The 18,877-nt window shown below is 68.6% G+C and carries 16 protein-coding genes; 5 read left to right on the top strand and 11 right to left on the bottom strand.

The window, feature by feature from the left end; genetic code table 11:
* Positions 1 to 15: 15 nt before the first annotated feature.
* Together KXC42_RS14670 and glnA are read right to left on the bottom strand one after the other, a co-directional pair.
* Positions 16 to 456 (bottom strand): Fur family transcriptional regulator, encoded by a 441-nt coding sequence (locus KXC42_RS14670; RefSeq protein WP_052040105.1) that lies wholly within the window; start codon positions 454 to 456, stop codon positions 16 to 18.
* Positions 457 to 670: 214 nt separating this feature from the next.
* Complete coding sequence (gene glnA / locus KXC42_RS14665; protein ID WP_006554411.1) at positions 671 to 2,107, bottom strand: type I glutamate--ammonia ligase; 1,437 nt, start codon at positions 2,105 to 2,107, stop codon at positions 671 to 673.
* Between the two features lie 210 nt (positions 2,108 to 2,317).
* Between glnA and KXC42_RS14660 the strand changes: the two genes are divergently transcribed.
* The gene (locus KXC42_RS14660; RefSeq protein WP_016694972.1) at positions 2,318 to 2,794 is read left to right on the top strand and encodes an RDD family protein; all 477 of its coding nucleotides are present in this window, start codon (positions 2,318 to 2,320) and stop codon (positions 2,792 to 2,794) included.
* A 111-nt stretch (positions 2,795 to 2,905) separates the two neighbouring features.
* Here KXC42_RS14660 and KXC42_RS14655 read toward each other — a convergent pair whose 3' ends face one another.
* From KXC42_RS14655 to KXC42_RS14635, 5 genes are all read right to left on the bottom strand, one after another.
* Positions 2,906 to 3,646 carry a DUF4191 domain-containing protein gene (locus KXC42_RS14655; protein WP_033097792.1) on the bottom strand — a complete coding sequence of 247 codons (741 nt, stop codon included), beginning with the start codon at positions 3,644 to 3,646 and terminating at the stop codon, positions 2,906 to 2,908.
* A gap of 83 nt (positions 3,647 to 3,729) precedes the next feature.
* Positions 3,730 to 4,740: a lipoyl synthase gene (gene lipA, locus KXC42_RS14650; RefSeq protein WP_024101310.1), complete on the bottom strand. Its 1,011-nt coding sequence runs from the start codon at positions 4,738 to 4,740 to the stop codon at positions 3,730 to 3,732.
* Positions 4,741 to 4,794: 54 nt separating this feature from the next.
* Positions 4,795 to 5,574 carry a lipoyl(octanoyl) transferase LipB gene (lipB, locus tag KXC42_RS14645; protein WP_006554407.1) on the bottom strand — a complete coding sequence of 260 codons (780 nt, stop codon included), beginning with the start codon at positions 5,572 to 5,574 and terminating at the stop codon, positions 4,795 to 4,797.
* A gap of 128 nt (positions 5,575 to 5,702) precedes the next feature.
* Positions 5,703 to 7,829: a 2-oxoglutarate dehydrogenase, E2 component, dihydrolipoamide succinyltransferase gene (gene sucB / locus KXC42_RS14640; RefSeq protein ID WP_219129197.1), complete on the bottom strand. Its 2,127-nt coding sequence runs from the start codon at positions 7,827 to 7,829 to the stop codon at positions 5,703 to 5,705.
* Between the two features lie 298 nt (positions 7,830 to 8,127).
* Positions 8,128 to 9,639 (bottom strand): leucyl aminopeptidase, encoded by a 1,512-nt coding sequence (locus KXC42_RS14635; RefSeq protein WP_219129196.1) that lies wholly within the window; start codon positions 9,637 to 9,639, stop codon positions 8,128 to 8,130.
* 155 nt (positions 9,640 to 9,794) lie between these two features.
* Here KXC42_RS14635 and gcvT point away from each other — a divergent pair, with 155 nt between their 5' ends.
* Together gcvT and KXC42_RS14625 are read left to right on the top strand one after the other, a co-directional pair.
* Positions 9,795 to 10,895 carry a glycine cleavage system aminomethyltransferase GcvT gene (gcvT, locus tag KXC42_RS14630; protein ID WP_033097582.1) on the top strand — a complete coding sequence of 367 codons (1,101 nt, stop codon included), beginning with the start codon at positions 9,795 to 9,797 and terminating at the stop codon, positions 10,893 to 10,895.
* Between the two features lie 32 nt (positions 10,896 to 10,927).
* Positions 10,928 to 12,034 (top strand): branched-chain amino acid aminotransferase, encoded by a 1,107-nt coding sequence (locus tag KXC42_RS14625; protein ID WP_039585171.1) that lies wholly within the window; start codon positions 10,928 to 10,930, stop codon positions 12,032 to 12,034.
* A gap of 74 nt (positions 12,035 to 12,108) precedes the next feature.
* Here the strand turns inward: KXC42_RS14625 and KXC42_RS14620 are convergent, their stop codons facing one another.
* The 3 genes from KXC42_RS14620 to KXC42_RS14610 form a co-directional block, all read right to left on the bottom strand.
* The gene (locus KXC42_RS14620; RefSeq protein ID WP_039585172.1) at positions 12,109 to 12,873 is read right to left on the bottom strand and encodes an adenosylcobinamide-GDP ribazoletransferase; all 765 of its coding nucleotides are present in this window, start codon (positions 12,871 to 12,873) and stop codon (positions 12,109 to 12,111) included.
* A complete protein-coding gene (gene cobT, locus KXC42_RS14615) occupies positions 12,873 to 13,964 on the bottom strand; it encodes a nicotinate-nucleotide--dimethylbenzimidazole phosphoribosyltransferase (protein WP_006554402.1) in 1,092 nt (363 codons plus the stop codon). Before cobT ends, KXC42_RS14620 begins: the two co-directional genes overlap by 1 nt.
* Before the next feature lie 369 nt (positions 13,965 to 14,333).
* Positions 14,334 to 15,008, bottom strand: coding sequence for a DUF3043 domain-containing protein (locus tag KXC42_RS14610; protein WP_016693856.1), 675 nt, complete (start codon positions 15,006 to 15,008; stop codon positions 14,334 to 14,336).
* A 141-nt stretch (positions 15,009 to 15,149) separates the two neighbouring features.
* Between KXC42_RS14610 and KXC42_RS14605 the strand changes: the two genes are divergently transcribed.
* Both KXC42_RS14605 and KXC42_RS14600 read left to right on the top strand, forming a co-directional pair.
* The gene (locus KXC42_RS14605) at positions 15,150 to 15,500 is read left to right on the top strand and encodes an iron-sulfur cluster assembly accessory protein (RefSeq protein ID WP_006554400.1); all 351 of its coding nucleotides are present in this window, start codon (positions 15,150 to 15,152) and stop codon (positions 15,498 to 15,500) included.
* A gap of 134 nt (positions 15,501 to 15,634) precedes the next feature.
* A complete protein-coding gene (locus tag KXC42_RS14600; RefSeq protein ID WP_039585173.1) occupies positions 15,635 to 16,609 on the top strand; it encodes a carbohydrate kinase family protein in 975 nt (324 codons plus the stop codon).
* Between the two features lie 83 nt (positions 16,610 to 16,692).
* On the opposite strand, the gene asnB is transcribed toward KXC42_RS14600, so the two are convergent.
* A complete protein-coding gene (asnB, locus tag KXC42_RS14595; RefSeq protein ID WP_006554398.1) occupies positions 16,693 to 18,618 on the bottom strand; it encodes an asparagine synthase (glutamine-hydrolyzing) in 1,926 nt (641 codons plus the stop codon).
* Positions 18,619 to 18,877 lie beyond the last annotated feature (259 nt).

Below are 18,877 nucleotides of genomic sequence, written 5' to 3'. Positions count from 1 at the left end.
GTCGATCGGACCGATTCAGGGCTGTTGTCGTGGATCGTCTGTCGAACAGTCGCGGCACAGGCCCCAGAAGACGACGTCGGCCTCGTCGACGTCGAAACCTGCGTCGTCCACCGGTGACAGGCAACGCGAGTCACCGACGGTGTGGTCGACATCCGAGATCACGGCGCAGGACCGGCAGACGAGGTGGTGATGACTGTCGCCGACACGCACCTCGTACCGCGCGTGGAAACCTGCGGGCCGGATTCGTCGGAGCAGGCCGTGTGCCGAGAGTGCGTGAAGGATGTCGTACACGGTGTGCCGACCGATGCCGGGAACGACGGCGCCGACCGCGTCGAAGATGCGATCGGCATCGGCGTGCGGGTGCTCGTGCGCCGCATCGAGCACCGCCAGACGCTGTCGGGTCACGCGAAGACCGGCCGCGCGTAACCGCTCGGAGAAATCCCGCGTCGAGGGCACGTGCCCACTATGGACCACTTTTCTGGAACCGGTCGCGATTTCGCCGGATTCGATGACGAACGAACGCATCTCGCGCGCCGAACCGGGGCTTGCTACTGCTGCAGCAGGGGCGAACCCCGGTTCGGCGCGCGAGATGCCGGAGCGGAAGGGCGCAGACAAGGCGAGAGGCCGCCCGTCCCGGAAGGGACGGACGGCCTATCTTACCGGACTCGACTCAGCAGTCGAAGTACAGCTGGAACTCGTAGGGGTGCGGACGCAGGTTGACCGGAGCGATCTCCTGCTCGCGCTTGAGCGAGATCCAGGTCTCGATGAGGTCGGTGGTGAAGACGCCGCCCTCGGTGAGGTACTCGTGGTCGCGCTCGAGGTTGTCGATCACGGCCGACAGGCTGGTGGGGGCCTGCGGGATGTTCTTGGCCTCCTCCGGCGGGAGCTCGTAGAGGTCCTTGTCGACCGGAGCGAGCGGCTCGATCTTGTTCTTGATGCCGTCGAGGCCGGCCATCATCTGCGCCGCGAAGTTCAGGTAGGGGTTACCCGAGGAGTCGGGAGCGCGGAACTCGAGACGCTTGGCCTTCGGGTTGTTGCCCGTGATCGGGATACGCACGGCGGCCGAACGGTTGCGCTGGCTGTACACGAGGTTGATCGGAGCCTCGTAGCCCGGCACCAGACGGTGGTACGAGTTGATCGTCGGGTTCGTGAAGGCGAGCAGCGACGGCGCGTGGTGGAGGATGCCGCCGATGTACCAGCGGGCGAGGTCGGACAGACCCGCGTAGCCGGACTCGTCGTGGAACAGCGGCTTGCCGTCCTTCCACAGCGACTGGTGCACGTGCATGCCCGAGCCGTTGTCGCCGAAGAGCGGCTTCGGCATGAAGGTGGCGGTCTTGCCGTTCTTCCACGCCGTGTTCTTGACGATGTACTTGAACAGCTGCAGGTCGTCGGCTGCGGAGAGCAGCGTGTTGAACTTGTAGTTGATCTCGGCCTGGCCGCCGGTGCCCACCTCGTGGTGGCCGCGCTCGAGCTCGAAGCCGGCGAGCTGCAGGTTGGTGGAGATCTCGTCGCGCAGGTCGACGTAGTGGTCGTACGGAGCGACGGGGAAGTAGCCACCCTTCGGGCGGACCTTGTAGCCGCGGTTCGGGGTGCCGTCGGCGTTGTACTCGGCGCCGGTGTTCCACGAGCCGGAGATCGAATCGAGCTCGTAGAACGCGCCGTTCATCTTCGAGTCGTAGGAGACGGAGTCGAAGATGTAGAACTCGGCCTCGGCACCGAAGAAGGCGGTGTCGGCGATGCCGGTGCTGATCAGGTATTCCTCGGCCTTACGCGCGACGTTGCGGGGGTCGCGGCTGTAGGACTCACGGGTGAACGGATCGTGGACGAAGAAGCTGACGTTCAGGGTCTTGGCGGCGCGGAAGGGATCGATGCGGGCGGTCGTCACATCGGGGAGCAGGAGCATGTCCGACTCGTGGATGGACTGGAAACCCCGCACGGAGGATCCGTCGAATGCCAGGCCGTCCTCGAAGACGTCCTCGTTGAACGCCTTCGCCGGGATCGAGAAGTGCTGTTCGATGCCGGGCAGGTCCGTGAAGCGGATATCGACGTACTCGACGTTCTCTTCCGCGATGTACTTGATGACCTCTTCGGCCGTGGTGAACGCCACGCTTGTGCTCCTTCAGTCGGTGCGCGCCATGGGTGCTGGGCGCCTGCGTCGGATCAGACGTTATGGATCTGGTGTTGCCCGTCCATCAAGCCTATGTTTCGCGGGTGTTACACATGCTTTCGTCCTGCTGTGAGGTCGAAAAGGTGGTATAAGTCACCGCGGCCAACACGGGTCGACGCTGGTCCGCCCATGAGAGCTTATCCTGGTGCCATGGCACGCATGACGGGCAGTTGGCTTTCCGGGCCTGCTGCGGCGCTTCCCAAAGGTCTCCAGCAGGAGCAGGACTATCCCGGGCAACTGCTCGGCCTCCCCGAACACGGCCCCGGCTCCATGGTGCCCACCGTCCGCCGGGTACTCGCCCTCGCGGTCGACTGGTTCATGTCCATGGCGATCGCGGCCGGCCTCGTCGGGGGCAACCCGCTCGAGAGCCCGCTGCTGTCGTCGTACACCCTCATCATCTGGTTCGTGGTGGGCGTGGGATGCGTGAGCCTGTTCTCGTTCACCCCCGGCCAGTTCGTCGCCGGGCTGCAGGTCGTGCGGGTGGACGCCCCCGTGCGGGTCGGCATCGTGCGCGCGCTCGCACGTCAGGTGCTGCTGGTGTTCATCGCCCCGGCGCTCGTCACCGACATCGACGGTCGCGGCCTGCAGGATCGCGCCACGGGCACCGCGGTCGTCCGTTCGCGCTGACGCGCGGTCGTCCGTTCGCGCTGACCGCGACCACCCGCAAGCTTCTCCGCATACACCGAAGGCCGCCTTCGTCCCCGGGACGAGAGGCGGCCTTCGGCGTAGTTCGGAAGATCAGCGGCGGCGCATGGTGCGCTGCACGCTGCGCATCTTCGCGCCGGCGGGAAGCGGGCCCTTGGGCATGGCCGGCCCGGACTTCTTCGTGCTCAGCGCCGACAGGCGACCTTCGATGGTGTCCATCCGCTTGGTATCGATGTTGCGGGGCAGCTTGTTCAGACGCTTCTGCAGCTGGGAGAGCTGGATCTGGCCCTCCTCGTTGCCGACGACGAACTCGTAGATCGGGGTGTCGCCGACGAGACGCGCGACCCGCTTCTTCTCCTGGGCCATCAGGCCCTTCACGCGACCGGGGTTGCCCTCACCGACGAGGATGATGCCGGGACGTCCGATGACGCGGTGCACGGCGTCGAGCTGGGTGGTGCCCGCGACCGCCTGGCTCACGCGCCACGCGCCCTGCAGGTTGTCGAGCGCCCACGCGGCCGCACCGGCCTGACCGTCGGCCTTCGCGTACACGCTCTTCTGCACGCGGCGCCCGAAGATGATGAAGGCCAACAGGACGCCGACGAGGATGCCGACCGGCAGCAGGAACCACTGGATGTCGAAGATCAGGCCGACGAGGAAGAACACCACGATCGAACCGACGAGGGCACCGATCATCCACGGCAGGAGTGCCTTGTCCTCCTTGCGCTGGATCTGGAACGCCTGCCACAGCTGGGTTCGACGCTCCTTCGACGCCTGCTTGCGTGCGGCCTTCGCCGCGGCCTTCGCTTCCTTGTCGGTCTTGCTGCCCTTCGCCATGTACTCAAGGATACGGCCCCGGTGGTGGCACGTTTACCACCACCGGGGCCGCCTGAGGACCTGCCGCGACGAGCGGCGGGAGGTCAGTTGCCGAAGCGCGCGAGAACGGCGCCGGCTTCCTGGGACGCCGTGCCCTCCTCGGCGAGATGCGCCTGGTCGGCGGGAAGTTCGCGTCCGTGGTGGGCCATCGCCTGCGCGTACAGGCGACCGGCGCGGTACGACGAACGCACCAGCGGACCGGCCATCACACCGGCGAACCCGATCTCGCGGGCGGTCTCGGAGTGATCGACGAACTCCTGCGGCTTGACCCAGCGCTCGACCGGATGGTGGAGCGGGGAGGGCCGCAGGTACTGGGTGATCGTGATGATGTCGCAGCCGGCGTCGTGCAGGTCGTGCAGCGCTTCGGTGACCTCCTCGGGGGTCTCGCCCATGCCGAGGATGAGGTTGGACTTGGTGACCAGTCCGAAGTCGCGGGCCTGCCGGATCACGTCGAGCGACCGCTCGTAGCGGAAGGCCGGACGGATGCGCTTGAAGATCCGCGGCACGGTCTCGACGTTGTGCGCGAGCACCTCGGGACGCGACTCGAAGACCTCCTGCAGCAGGTCGGGCTTGCCGTTGAAGTCGGGGATGAGGTTCTCGACGCCGGTGCCCGGGTTGAGCGCGTGGATCTGCTTCACCGTCTCGGCATACAGCCATGCGCCGCCGTCGGGCAGATCGTCGCGGGCGACGCCGGTGATCGTGGAGTAGCGCAGACCCATCGAGCGGACCGACTCGGCGACACGACGCGGCTCGTCGCGGTCGAGCGCGGCGGGCTTACCGGTGTCGATCTGGCAGAAGTCGCAGCGACGGGTGCACTGCTCGCCACCGATGAGGAATGTCGCCTCGCGGTCTTCCCAGCACTCGTAGATGTTGGGACAACCGGCTTCCTCACAGACCGTGTGCAGACCTTCGCGTCGCACCAGGCCCTTGAGGTCGGTGTACTCCGGGCCCATCTTCGCCCGGGTCTTGATCCAGTTGGGTTTGCGTTCGATCGGCGTCTGCGCGTTTCGGGTCTCGATCCGCAGCAGCTTGCGTCCTTCTGGGGCCACAGTCACGCACTCGATCGTACGCCGCCGGTCCTGCCCGGACCCGGCGGGTGCGACCGCCCTTCAGAACCGGTGTGTCGTGAATTCCGGGGTGGTGGTGGGAATTCCGGACGCCCCGACGGCGTGCTCGAAGGTGACCCGCTCGATGTCGCACTCGGTCACGGGGATTCGGCCGTCGAGAGCGGCGATGACGGCCTCGGTGACGGCCGGGATCACGTCGTCGACGGTGACCTCCCGGCCGAGTTCGCCGGTGAGCGACGCGACTCCGGCGTCGCGGATGCCGCACGGGACGATCGAGTCGAACGCGTCGAGAGCCGAATTGCAGTTGAGTGCGAAGCCGTGCATGGCGACACCACGTTGCACCCGGATGCCGATCGCAGCGATCTTGCGTTCGGGGAGCCAGTGCCCGTCGCGCAGCTCGGCGGGAAGCCAGACACCGGAGCGTCCTTCCACGCGGCCGCAGTTCAGGCCCATGTCGGTACAGACGCGGATCAGGCCCTGCTCGACGCGACGTACGTAGCCGACGACGTCGATCGGCTCGGCGAGCTTGACGATGGGATAGCCCACGAGCTGCCCGGGGCCGTGCCAGGTGATCTTGCCGCCGCGGTCGACGTCGATGACGGGCGTGCCGTCGGTGGGGCGGTCGCCGTCCTCGGTGCGGCGCCCGGCCGTGTAGACGGGCGGGTGTTCGAGCAGGAGCAGGGTGTCGGCGCCGATGCCGTCGGCGCGCTCGTTCGCGAGTTCGCGCTGCCTCTCCCAGGCCTCGAGATAACCGAGGGTTCCGAGACATGCGACGGCGACGGGAGCCGAATCGGAACGGGCGGAAGACGAGGGATCACTCATGTTCCTGAACTCTACGCCGCACCGCAGGGGGAGGGCACCCGCTGTGGCGCGGACGCCGACGGGGGGCATCACGGCAGTGGTGATGCCCCCGTCGGAGGTCGTCGGACGGATAGTCCGGATCCGGAAACCTACAGTCCCAGATCGGACTCGAACGCGCCCTCCTCGAGACGATGCTTGATCGTCTTGAGGAAGCGGCCCGCGTCGGCACCGTCGATCAGGCGGTGATCGTAGGTAAGCGGCAGGTAGCACATCGAGCGGACGCCGATGGACTCGTTGCCGGTCTCGTCGATCACCACGACCGGACGCTTGACGATGGCGCCGGTTCCGAGCATCGCGGCCTGCGGCGGCACGAGGATCGGGGTGTCGAACAACGCGCCCTGGCTACCGATGTTGGTGATGGTGAAGGTGCCACCGGCCAGCTCGTCGGGCTTGAGACCACCCTTGCGGGCACGCTCGGCGATGTCGGCGATCGCGCGGGCGAGCTCGGCCAGCGACAGGTCGCCGGCGTTGTGGATCACCGGGGAGAGCAGGCCCTGCTCGGTGTCCACCGCGATGCCGAGGTGCTCGGCCGCGTGGTAGGTGATCTCCTTCTTGCTGTCGTCGAAGGAGGCGTTGACGTTCGGGTGCGCGCGCAGCGCCTCGACGACAGCCTTGGCGAAGAACGGCAGGAAGGTGAGGTTGACGCTCTCGCGCTCGGAGAACGCCTTCTTCGCCTGGGCCCGCAGCTGGGCGATCTTGGTGACGTCGACCTCGAAGGTCTGGGTGAGCTGCGCGGTGGTCTGCAGCGACTCGAGGGTCTTCTTCGCCGTGATCTGGCGGATGCGGTTGATCTTCTGGGTCGTTCCGCGCAGCTTGGCGAGCTCGGGGCGCACACCCGGAGCCGGACTCGCCGGAGCGGCCGACTTCTGCTGCTCGCCACCGGCTGCCTTGCCACCCTCGGCGGCAGCGAGGACGTCCTGCTTGCGGATGCGGCCACCGACACCGGTGCCCTTCACCGTCGACAGGTCGACGCCGTGCTGCGAGGCGAGCTTGCGCACGAGCGGGGTGACGTACGGGGTCGCACCGCTCGGGGTGGACTCCTCCTGAGGCGCGGGCTTCGGGGTCGTCGCCGCGGTCCCGACCGGCTTCGGTGCGGGAGCCGGGGTGGCCTGCTCGACCTTCGGGGCCTGCTGCTGTGCGGCGGGCTTCTGCTCGGCGGGCTTCGGAGTCTCCTGCTTCGGAGCCTCCTGCTTCGGCGCGGACTGCTCGGCGGGAGCGGACTGCTGGGCCGGGGCTTCGCTGCCGATGACGGCGAGTTGTCCACCGACCTCGACGGTCTCGTCCTCCTGAGCGGTGATCTCGGTGAGGATGCCGGCGACCGGGGAGGGGATCTCGGTGTCGACCTTGTCGGTGGAGACCTCGAGGAGCGGTTCGTCCACGGCGACCTCGTCGCCGACGGCCTTGAGCCAGCGGGTGACGGTGCCTTCGGTGACCGACTCGCCCAGTGCCGGCATGGTGACCGGGGTGCCCTCGCCGCTACCACCCGAGGATGCGGGCTGCGCGGGGTCGGACGGAGCCGGAGCGGCCTCCTCGGACGGCTCGGTGGTGGGCTCGGCGGCCGGCGCCGACTCCTCGGCCGGGGCGGACTGCTCGGCGGGAGCGGACTGCTGGGCCGGGGCTTCGCTGCCGATGACGGCGAGTTGTCCACCGACCTCGACGGTCTCGTCCTCCTGAGCGGTGATCTCGGTGAGGATGCCGGCGACCGGGGAGGGGATTTCGGTGTCGACCTTGTCGGTGGAGACCTCGAGGAGCGGTTCGTCCACGGCGACCTCGTCGCCGACGGCCTTGAGCCAGCGGGTGACGGTGCCTTCGGTGACCGACTCGCCCAGTGCCGGCATGGTGACCGGGGTGCCCTCGCCGCTACCACCCGAGGATGCGGGCTGCGCGGGGGCGGACTCCGCGGCGGGCTCCTCCGCGGGAGCCTCTTCGGCCGGTGCCTTTTCGGCGGCGGGTGCGGACTCTTCGCCGGCTTCCTCACCGGCGTCACCGATCACCGCCAGTTCGCCACCGATCTCGACCGTGTCATCCTCCTGGGCGACGATCTTGACCAGCACGCCGGCTGCAGGCGACGGGATCTCGGTGTCGACCTTGTCCGTGGAGACTTCGAGCAAGGGCTCGTCGACTTCGACCGTGTCTCCTTCCTGCTTGAGCCATCGCGTGACAGTTCCCTCGGTGACGCTCTCACCAAGCGCTGGCATCTGGACGGAGAAGGCCATGTCTGTTGACTCCTCGACGGTTGTGTTCGTGTGTGTTGAGTTGTACCGACTCGTGGTCGCCGACCATTGTGTGGTCGTTGACCATTGTGCGCGGGCCAGGAACCCCGTGCCTGCTGGTTCACGTGTTCGGTCGGGCCGATACCGGCGGGGCATGGCCCCTCCCATCCTTGCACCTATCTTTCGGTGATGTTCGGGGAGGGGCGGATCACCTCACACCGGGGTTCCGCTGTTACCGATCACACCGGTCCTCTCCCTCGCCCCGGGCGGGGCCAGGCGGGGAGAGGACCGGTGCGGAAGATCATCCGTTGGCGGCGATGTCCTCGATCACGGCGAGCATGGTGCGCACGGGCACGCCGGTGCCGCCCTTGCCGACGTAACCGAACGGTCCGCCGGTGTTGAAGGCCGGGCCGGCGACGTCGATGTGCGCCCACTGCACACCCTCGGCGACGAACTCCTTCAGGAAGATGCCGGCCGTGAGCATGCCGCCCCACCGGTGGGGGGAGACGTTCGCGAGGTCGGCCACGCGGGACTCGAGATCACCGCGCAGTTCCTTCGGGAAGGGCATCGCCCAGCCGTTCTCGCCGACCTCCTGGGACAGCGCGGCCACGCGGTCGCGGAACTCGTCGTGACCCATGACGCCCGGCGTCCGGGTGCCGAGGGCGACCATCTGTGCGCCGGTGAGGGTCGCGGTGTCGATGAGGTAGTCGGGATCGTCCTCGCATGCGCGCACGATGGCGTCGGCGAGGATCAGGCGACCCTCGGCGTCGGTGTTGATGACCTCGACGGTGGTTCCACCGTACTGGGTCAGCACGTCGCCCGGACGCTGCGCGGTCGACGACGGCATGTTCTCGGCCATCGGCACGGTCGCGGTGACTTCGGCGGCGACACCGAGCTTCGCGGCGAGCACGACGGTCGCGACGACCGCGGCGGCGCCGGCCATGTCGGAGGTCATCGCCTCCATGCCGGCGGCGGGCTTGATGGAGATGCCGCCGGTGTCGAAGGTGATGCCCTTGCCCACGAGCGCGACCTTCGGGGCCTTGCGCTTCTTCGACGAGTAGGACAGGCGCACGAGACGCGGGGGACGCGACGAGCCCTTGCCGACGCCGACGATGCCGCCGAAGCCCTTCTTCTCGAGCACCTTCTCGTCGAGGATCTCGACCTTCAGACCGGCGGCCTCGCCGAGTGCCTTCGCGCGCTCGGCGAACTCGGCCGGGAACAGGTGGCTCGGCGGGGTGTTCACGAAGTTCCGGGCCGTCGCGACGGCCTCGGCGATCGCGACGGAGCGGGAGAGCGCCGCCTTCGCCGCGCGGTCGCGGGTCGAAGGCACGAGCAGTTCCACCCGCGCGACCGCCTGCGCGTCCTTCTTGGGTGCGGACTTCTCCGACCGGAACTCGGTGTAGGTGTAGGCGCCGAGCGCGAAACCTTCCGCCGCGGCACCGAGGTCGACGGCGGACAGTGTGGTCGCGACCGTCTCCACACCTGTCAGTGCGCGTGCCGCGGTCCCGGCGGAGCGGCGGATCTGCTCGGCGTCGATCTTGTCGGCGTCGCCGAGACCGACGGCGAGCACGCTTGCCACGGGCAGGGAGGCAGGCGCCGGCACGCGGGTGAGCTCCTCGCCGCGGCCTTTCGCGCCCACGGCGACCAGGGAGTCGAGCAGTTCGCCGAGAACCGCTTCGTCGATCGGGGCGTCGCCCGCGAGGATCTCGGGGGTGCCGTCGGCGGAGGTCACGCCGATCACCAGGACATCGGCTCGTTTGGAAACCGAACCGGCGAGAACGAGTTCGGGAAGATCGGGAGTGGGTGCACTCACAGGGCATCTCCTTGCAGCTTGGTCGGGAACGAGCGAGTCGTTCTCTTGCGGCGTCGTTCGGTGCGAGGGGAATCGCCTCGATGTAATCGACCCTAATGACAACGACGCCCGGCGTCGCTGTCGGACACGGTGGCGGTGGGATAGCGTCGTACGCCATGAGCGACGAGGAACTGAAGCAGGGCCCCATCCACACCGTGCACGTCGAACTCGGTGCGACCTTCGCTCCGTTCGGCGGCTGGGAGATGCCGGTCTCCTACGCAGGTACGGTCGCCGAGCACACGGCCGTGCGCGAGAACGTGGGACTGTTCGACGTCAGTCACCTGGGCAAGGCACTCGTCGCCGGACCGGATGCCGCCCAGTTCCTGAACACCACGCTCAGCAACGACCTCACCCGCATCGGTCCCGGCAAGGCGCAGTACACCCTGTGCTGCACCGAGAACGGCGGTGTCGTCGACGACCTGATCGTCTACCACGTCTCCGACGACGAGCTCTTCCTCGTTCCGAACGCGGCCAACACCGCAGCGGTCGTCGAGGCGCTGACCGCCGCGGCACCGGCCGGCGTCACAGTGACGAACCAGCATCGCGACCACGCGGTGTTCGCCGTCCAGGGGCCGAAGGCCGTCGAGGTCCTCGAGGCGCTCGGCCTGCCCACCGACATCGCCTACATGGGCTTCGCCGACGCCGAGTACGAGGGTGCTCCGGTGCGCGTGTGCCGCAGCGGCTACACCGGCGAACGGGGCTACGAGGTGCTGCCGCGCTGGGACGACGCCGAAGGTGTCTTCCGCGCGCTGCTCGACGCCGTCCGCGCACAGGGCGGTCAGGCCGCCGGTCTCGGCGCCCGCGACACCTTGCGCACCGAGATGGGCTACGCGCTGCACGGGCACGAGCTGTCCGTCGACATCTCGCCGCTCGAAGCGCGGGTCGGCTGGGCCGTGGGCTGGAAGAAGCCGCAGTTCTGGGGTCGCGACGCGCTGGTCCGCGAGAAGGAGGCGGGCCCGGCACGGAAACTGTGGGGCCTGCGGGCGCTCGACCGCGGCGTCCTGCGTCAGGACCTGACCGTGCGTCGCGACGGTGACGAGGTAGGGCGGACCACCTCGGGCACCTTCTCGCCGACCCTCAAGATCGGCATCGCCCTCGCACTCCTCGACACCGCCGCCGGACTCGAACCGGGCGACGAAGTGAGCGTGGACGTGCGCGGACGGTCGCTGCGCGCCGAAGTGGTGGCTCCGCCGTTCGTCGAGGACCACACCAGATAGGGCTTCTGCAGGCGGTTGTACCATTGTCCTCCATGACAGGTGTCCTCGAATTCGCCCGCGTCCAGCATCCTTCACCGAGCTCTGCGGAGCGGCGCCAGGAGGTTCTGTCGAATCCCGGTTTCGGGCAGTACTTCACCGATCACATGGTGTCGATCACTTACACCGGCGGGATCGGTTGGCACGACGCGAAAGTCGAGCCGTACACCCCGATATCCCTGGACCCGGCCGCGATGGTCCTGCACTACGGGCAGGCGATCTTCGAGGGTCTCAAGGCCTACCGGCAGGCCGACGGCAGCATCGCGTCGTTCCGCGTGACCGCCAATGCCGCGCGCATGAACCGGTCCGCGGAGCGGCTCGCGATGCCGTACCTGCCGCCGGAGCTGTTCGTGAAGGCGATCACCGAGTTGGTCGAGGTCGACAACGAGTGGGTTCCCGCCGCCGGCGGCGAGGATTCGCTCTACCTGCGTCCCTTCGCCTTCGCGACCGAGCCGGCTCTCGGCGTGCGGCCCGCGAAGGAATACAAGTTCCTCGTCATCGCGTCCCCGGCGGGTGCCTACTTCCCGCGCGGCGTGAAGCCGGTCAACGTGTGGCTCTCCCGCGAGTACGTGCGCGCCTCCCCGGGCGGCACGGGCGCCGCGAAGTTCGCCGGCAACTACGCGGCTTCGCTCGTCGCGCAGGCGCACGCTGCCGAGCAGGGCTGCGACCAGGTGGTCTGGCTCGACGCGATCGAGCGCAAGTACGTCGAGGAGATGGGCGGCATGAACCTGTACTTCGTGTACGGGTCCGGTGCCGACGCGCGTCTGGTCACCCCGGAGCTGTCCGGCTCGCTGCTCCCCGGCATCACCCGCGACTCGCTGCTCACCCTCGCCGAGGACTCCGGTCTCTCGGTCGAGGAGCGACGCATCAGCACCGACGAGTGGCGCGAGAAGGCCGGCAGCGGTGAGATCACCGAGGTGTTCGCGTGCGGTACCGCCGCGGTCATCACGCCGGTCGGCAGCGTCAAGGACAAGGACGGCGAGTTCACCATCGCCGACGGCGAGCCCGGCCCCATCACGATGGCCCTGCGCGACACCCTGACCGGCATCCAGCGCGGTACCTTCGCCGACACCCACGGATGGATGACGACGCTGCGCAAGTGACGTAGCCACGAACGCGAAGGGGTGTTGCCGGATTTCCGGCAGCACCCCTTCGTCGTTTCCGGACGCAGTGCGATCTAGAACAAGGCCGCCGCAGCCACCGCGACGGCAGAGACCGTGCCCTCGGTGACCGCGCCGAGCACGTCGCCGTTCATGCCGCCGAAGCGCGCGACGCAGTGACGGGCGAAAAGCACCGAGGCGACCAGCACCACCGTGACGACGAGCGGTCCCGCCCAGAGCGGACCGGGCAGGCACACGAGCGACAGTGCCACCGCGGCCACCGTCCACACCGTGATCGGCACGACACCCTGCGTCCCCGCCACGAGCGAGCCGAAGCCGCTGCCGGGCGCTGCCGGGACACCGCGCCGGCACGCGACGACCACGGCCACACGTCCGGAGAAGACCGCGAACCCGACCGCCCCCCACGCGTCGGTGTCGACGAGCGCACCGAACGAGGCGGCCTGCAGACCGAGGACGACGACGAGCGCCGCCACACCGAAGGGACCCGCGCCGCCGCTGTGCATCACCTCGCGCGCCCGCTCGGGCGGGCCGTAGCAGCCGAGACCGTCGGCGGTGTCACTCAGGCCGTCGACGTGCATTCCGCGGGTGCCGACCGCCAGCACCCCGACACACACCAGGCCCGTCACCAGTGGTGGCGTCCCGACGGCGGAACCGATCAGGCAGACGGCGGTGGCCGCGGCGGCGAGTACGGCACCGGCGATCGGCGCCACGGAGATCGCACGTCCGGCGACCGTCCGGTCGATCTCCGTCGGGCCTCGCGCGGGCAGGACCGTCAACCACGACAGGGCCAGCGCGACCCCGCCGAGCCAGGCGCGGATCATCAGTCGGCGTTTGCCGGGGCGCTCTCGTCGCGGGTGCTCACGCCCGCTTCGGAGAAGGTGGCCATCTGCGCGAGAATCGCGACCGCACCTTGCAGCACCGGCAGCGCCGTCACGGCTCCCGATCCCTCGCCGAGGCGCATACCGAGGTCGACGATCGGTTCGAGCCGGAGATGACGCAGCGCGATGGTATGGGCGGGTTCGGCCGACCGGTGACCGGACACCCACCAGCGTGCCGCGCCGGGTGCGAGTTCCTCGGCGACCATCGCAGCAGCGGTGACGACGACGCCGTCGAGGATCACCGGCGTCCGGCGGACCGCGGCCTGCGCGAGGAATCCCGCCATCGCAGCGAAGTCCGCGCCACCGGCGGTGCGCAGCAGGGCGACGGGATTGCGTACGTGGGGCCGCGCCCGCCACATGGCGTCGCGGATCGCGGTGACCTTGCGCATCCACCCCGCGTCGTCGACGCCGGTGCCGCGGCCGACCGCGGCCACGGGTTCGGTAGAGGTGAGGATGGCGATGAGAACGGTTGCAGGAGTGGTGTTCCCGATCCCCATATCGCCCGCGACGAGGAGATCGGCGCCTTCGTCGACCTCGCGGTCGGCGAGCGCACGGCCGGCCTCGATCGCGCGGACCGTCTCGTCGTGCGTGAGCGCGTCCTCGCGGTCGATGCTGCCGCTCGAGTGACGGATCTTGAACTCGGACACCTCGGGGGAGGTGTCGCTCTCGACTGCCATGTCGACGACCCGCACTCCTGCGCCCGCGGCGGCGGCGAGCACGTTCACGGCGGCGCCACCCGCGGACAGGTTCGCCACCATCTGCGCGGTGACCTCCGGCGGATAGGCCGAGACCCCGTTGCGCGCGACGCCGTGGTCACCTGCGAAGACCACGACCCGCGGTCGGCGGAAGGGATGGGGCGGGACCTCGCCCTGACAGGCGGCGACCCAGCACCCGAGTTCCTCGAGCCGTCCGAGTGAGCGGGCGGGTTTCGTCAGATCCCGCTGGCGTTCCTCGGCGGCGACGCGTGCTTCGAGATCGGGTGGGTCGACGCGCGGGAACTCGACGTCGGCGGGGGAATCGGAACCGCTGGTCACAGGTCACCTCTCGGACGGATCTTCACGCGAGAACGCTATCAACCGCCCGCTCTGGCAGAAATCCGATGCTATGCGTCATCACTGCCACTTCTCGGCGATCGGATTCGGTCGGAGGATCGAGACATGATCGAACTCACAGTCACCGTCCTGGTCCTGTCCACCCTGGTCATCGGTCTCGAGGTGCTCCGCCGGCGGACCGCTACCGCGCCGGCCTGGGTCCGGCGCGCGCCCTGGCGACTCCACTGGGAGCGCCCCGCACGGACGACTCGGCCGCGGCACCGCATGTCGCAGGACGTGCAGGCCGCGGCCGAGATCCGGAGCTACCGCCGGTGGTGTGCGGGGCGCCTCACAACTGAGGTCGCCGGGAGGTCAGACGGCGTCCCCCGGGCCGACCCGGGGGAGCGGTGCACGCAGCTTCTTGATCTGGGAGGCGCGCACGAAGGCGTACCAGCCGAGGCCGAAGCCACCGTCGGTCGAATCGGGGAAGCGCTCGCGCACCTTCTTGTTGACCATTCGCCCGAGATAGATGCCCTCGATGATCATCAGGAACATCATCACGAACATCGCGAGCGTGACGTACTGCTGCACCACCGGCCCGAGGAACATCGACATGATGAGCACGAGCGCGAGCGGCATGAACAGGCCGACGAGATTGCGCCGGCTGTCGACGATGTCGCGCACGTAGGCGCGCACCGGGCCGCGGTCGCGGGGGAGCAGGTACTTCTCCTCGCCCGCGAGCATCCGGTTGCGACGCTCGGACGCGTCGGCGCGACGCTGCGCGGCGGCCGCCTTGCGCTCCTCCTTGCTCTGCGACTTGCGCGCGGCCTTGCGGCGCTCGCGGGCTTCCTTCGCAGTCAGTGGAGCGGGGGCGACGGGACCGCGACGACGGTTCTCGGCGTCGCGCCGTTTGGGCGTCGGACGCCCCTTACCGGTCGTCGCCTTCGCGGACGCGGAATCGTCGGGAGTCGCGGCCGGGGAGTCCTCGGTCGCAGGAACCTGGTGATCGGCGGAGTCGTCGGAACCACCGCGGCGTAGCAACTTCACACCACCAGGCTATGGGATAGTGGAGAGAAGCGGGAAATTCCGCACGCCATACCACGCTCGGCGCAACTCGTCCACGAGGAATAGATTCCGGCGCGGTACCGTTGAACCATCGGGTTTCGACACGAACGACAGGGAGCGCCCATGACTGTGCAGCAAGAGACCGATACTCACGGCGTCATCCTGACCGAGGCCGCCGCTGCGAAGGCGAAGGCACTGCTCGATCAGGAGGGCCGCGACGACCTCGCACTGCGTATCGCCGTGCAGCCCGGAGGCTGTGCCGGTCTGCGGTACCAGCTGTTCTTCGACGACCGCACGCTGGACGGCGACCTCACGAAAGAATTCGCCGGTGTGACGCTCGCCGTCGACCGGATGAGCGCGCCGTACGTCGAGGGTGCGTCGATCGACTTCGTCGACACCATCGAGAAGCAGGGCTTCACCATCGACAACCCGAATGCCACGGGGTCGTGCGCCTGCGGCGACTCGTTCAACTGAACCGAGAACGCACCTCGGAACCCCGGCGCTTCACGGCGCCGGGGTTCCGTCGTTTCCGCGGTAGTACCGTAGGACCGCTCCGGCTCTCCGTGTGAGCAGCCACACCATCGACATCCGCGGAAAGGCTCAGCCACGTGACTATCGCCGTGACCGGCTCCATCGCCACCGACCACCTCATGCGCTTTCCCGGCCGGTTCGCCGAGCAGCTGCTCGCCGACCAGCTCGCGCACATCTCCCTGAGCTTCCTCGTCGACGACCTCGTCGTCCGGCGCGGCGGAGTGGGCGGCAACATCGCCTTCGCGATGGGTGTCCTGGGCGGAACGCCGGTGCTCGTCGGCGCCGTCGGCGCCGACTTCACCGAGTACCGCACCTGGCTCGAGGACCACGGGGTCGACTGCTCGTCGGTGCGGATCTCGCAGACCGCCCACACCGCCCGCTTCGTGTGCACTACCGACCTGGACATGGCGCAGATCGCCTCGTTCTACCCCGGTGCGATGTCCGAGGCCCGCGAGATCTCCATCGCCGACGTGGTGAGCAAGCACAGCGTCGACCTCGTGCTCGTCGGCGCCAACGATCCCGACGCGATGATCCGGCACACCGAGGAGTGCCGCCGGCTCGGCGTCCCGTTCGTCGCCGACCCGTCCCAGCAGCTCGCCCGCCTGGACGGGCAGCAGGCCGAGCAGCTCATCGACGGCGCCGAGTACCTGTTCACCAACGAGTACGAGTGGGGACTGCTGCTGCAGAAGACCGGTCTCACCGAGGACGAGGTGCAGACGAAGGTCGGCATGCGCATCACCACCCTCGGCGGTGACGGCGCGATGATCGTCGACCGCGACGGCAACCAGGTGCAGGTCGGTGTGGTGCCCGAGCGCGCAAAGGTCGACCCCACCGGTGTGGGCGACGCCTTCCGCGCCGGCTTCCTGCTCGGACACCGCTCCGGTCTGAGCATCGAACGGGCCGCGCAGCTGGGCTCGCTGGTCGCGGTGCACGTCCTCGAGACCACCGGCACGCAGGAGTGGAACTTCGACCGCACCGACGCCCTCAAGCGTCTCGCCGACGCCTACGGCACCGCCGCCGCCGACGAGATCGGCGCGATTCTCGGCGCCTGAGCGGCGGAACACCCGATCCTGGAAACGCGACGGCCGCGAACATCCCCGGGGATGTTCGCGGCCGTCGCGTACGGGTCGGGTGATCAGATCTCGACCGGGTAGGCCGGCTCCTGGATCTGCGGCACGATGCGCTTCTCCACGAAGATGCCGTGCCAGACCATGAAGCACAGCACCGTCCACAGACGACGGCTGTGATCGATCGGGCCGGTCCGGTGCTCGTCGAGCATCTTCGCCACCGCGCCCTTGTCGAGCAGGTGATCGGTCTGCGACTCGGCGATCACCTCGTGCGCCCAGTCGAACAGCTCCGTGCCGGCCAGCCAGTGCCGCAGCGGCACCGGGAAGCCCAGCTTCGCGCGGTGCAGCACGTGTGGCGGGACGATGCCCTCCAGCGCCTGCCGCAGCGCATACTTCGTCGTCTGTTTCGTGATCTTCTGGTCCAGCGGAACCTGCGACGCCACCCGGAACACCTCGGAGTCCAGGAACGGCACGCGCAGCTCGAGCGAGTTGGCCATCGTCATCTTGTCGGCCTTGACGAGGATGTCGCCGCGCAGCCACGTGAACAGGTCGAGATGCTGCATCCGTGCCACCGGATCCCAGCCGGCAGACTGCGCGTAGATCGGGGCGGTGACGTCCTGGTGCGTCCATTCCGGACGGAAGTCGCGCAGCACCGAGCGCAGCTGCGCGTCGTTGAAGCTGCGGGCGTTGCCGTAGTAGCGCTCCTCGAGCGTCATCGAGCCACGGTGCAGCAGGCTCTTGCCTCGGGTGCCCTCGGGGATGCGCTCCGAAAGCTTCCCGGCAGCCCGGCGCAGCGCCGGCGGCAGGAACTCGAACGGACGCAGCGACAGCGGCTCGCGGTAGATCGTGTAACCGCCGAACAGCTCGTCGGCGCCCTCACCCGACAGCACGACCTTGACGTGCTTGCGGGCCTCCCGGGCGATGAACCACAGCGGCACGAGCGCCGGGTCGGCCACAGGGTCGTCGAGGTACCAGATGATCTCGGGGATAGCCGCGGCGAACTCGCTGGGGGAGACCACCCGCACCACGTGCCGGGCACCGATCGCGGCCGCCGACTCTGCGGCGACGTCGACCTCGGAGTAACCCTCCCGCTCGAAACCCGCGGTGAAGGTGATGAGCTTCGGGTTGTGGCGCATCGCCAGCGCGGCGATGGCCGTCGAATCGATGCCACCCGAGAGGAACGACCCGACGGTCACGTCGGCGCGCATGTGCTTGGCCACCGAGTCCTCGAGGGCCTCGGCGATCTCGCGGTAACGATCCTGTTCGCGGCCCGCCGCGAACGGCCGGACCGGGAAGGTGGGATGGAAGTATCGCGTGATCTCCGGCTCGGCGCCGGGCGTGATACGCGCGTAGCAGCCCGACTCGAGGCGGCGGATCCGCCGGTGCAGCGTCTCGGGCTCGGGAACGTACTGCAGCACCGTGTAGTGCTCGATCGCACGAGGATCGAGCTCGGTGTCGATGCCGATCACGTCGGCGAGCTCCAGCAGACTCTTCTTCTCGCTGCCGAAGGCGGTACCGCCGGTGCCGGTCGCGAGGAACAGCGGCTTGATGCCGAACGGGTCGCGGGCGACGAACAGCTCGCGGGTGTGCGTGTCCCAGATCGCGAAGGCGAACATACCCCGCAGGCGCTGGACCGCGCGCACTCCCCAGTGGTGGTAGGCCGCGACGATCGCCTCGCTGTCGCCCTCGGTCGCGAAGGAGGTACCGAACGTCTCGGTGAGCTCCTTGCGCAGTTCGAGATAGTTGTAGATCTCACCGTTGAAGGTCAGCGCGTAGCGGTCGGGCTGCTCCGGCGGGCCCCAGCGCAGCGGCTGGTGCGAGTGCGCGATGTCGATGATCGACAACCGGTTGAATCCGAAGACGAGGTCGGCGTCGTGCCAGGTGCCGTGCTCGTCGGGGCCGCGATGGCGCAGGCAGTGCATCGCGGAGTCCACCTTCGCGACGGCGTCGTCGCTGGTGCCGTCAGTGGTCAGAAACCCGAGCAATCCGCACACGCGTGGGTTACCTCATTCCGGTCGGGGGTGTCGCGAAGAACCCCGGTGGGTGCCCAGCGCGGGACACCGCACCGCGCATGACACCGGGAACTACCACTCGGGGTCCGGCGTTGGTTCTACCGAAGTATGCCGCAGACGGTCGACATCGGGCAGCCGCGCCCGGACGCCACCGACGATCACTCGCCCGACAGGAGAAAACCGACGTCACGAGCCGGGTCTTCCGGTCGAAACGCCCAGTCCGACACTTTCTTCGTGCCCC

This window comes from Rhodococcus sp. LW-XY12, assembly GCF_019317345.1.
In the GTDB taxonomy this organism is placed as follows: Bacteria; Actinomycetota; Actinomycetes; order Mycobacteriales; family Mycobacteriaceae; genus Rhodococcus; species Rhodococcus pyridinivorans.
The sequence above is the reverse complement of the archived record's forward strand: the minus strand, read 5'-3'. Positions and strand labels throughout refer to the sequence as shown.

Coding starts and splice junctions, on each gene's coding strand:
- KXC42_RS14660 (WP_016694972.1), top strand. CDS start 2,318: ATGGCACGCATGACGGGCAGTTGGCTTTCCGGGCCTGCTGCGGCGCTT.
- KXC42_RS14655 (WP_033097792.1), bottom strand. CDS start 3,646: ATGGCGAAGGGCAGCAAGACCGACAAGGAAGCGAAGGCCGCGGCGAAG.
- lipB (WP_006554407.1), bottom strand. CDS start 5,574: ATGAGTGATCCCTCGTCTTCCGCCCGTTCCGATTCGGCTCCCGTCGCC.
- sucB (WP_219129197.1), bottom strand. CDS start 7,829: ATGGCCTTCTCCGTCCAGATGCCAGCGCTTGGTGAGAGCGTCACCGAG.
- gcvT (WP_033097582.1), top strand. CDS start 9,795: ATGAGCGACGAGGAACTGAAGCAGGGCCCCATCCACACCGTGCACGTC.
- KXC42_RS14625 (WP_039585171.1), top strand. CDS start 10,928: ATGACAGGTGTCCTCGAATTCGCCCGCGTCCAGCATCCTTCACCGAGC.
- KXC42_RS14620 (WP_039585172.1), bottom strand. CDS start 12,873: ATGATCCGCGCCTGGCTCGGCGGGGTCGCGCTGGCCCTGTCGTGGTTG.
- KXC42_RS14605 (WP_006554400.1), top strand. CDS start 15,150: ATGACTGTGCAGCAAGAGACCGATACTCACGGCGTCATCCTGACCGAG.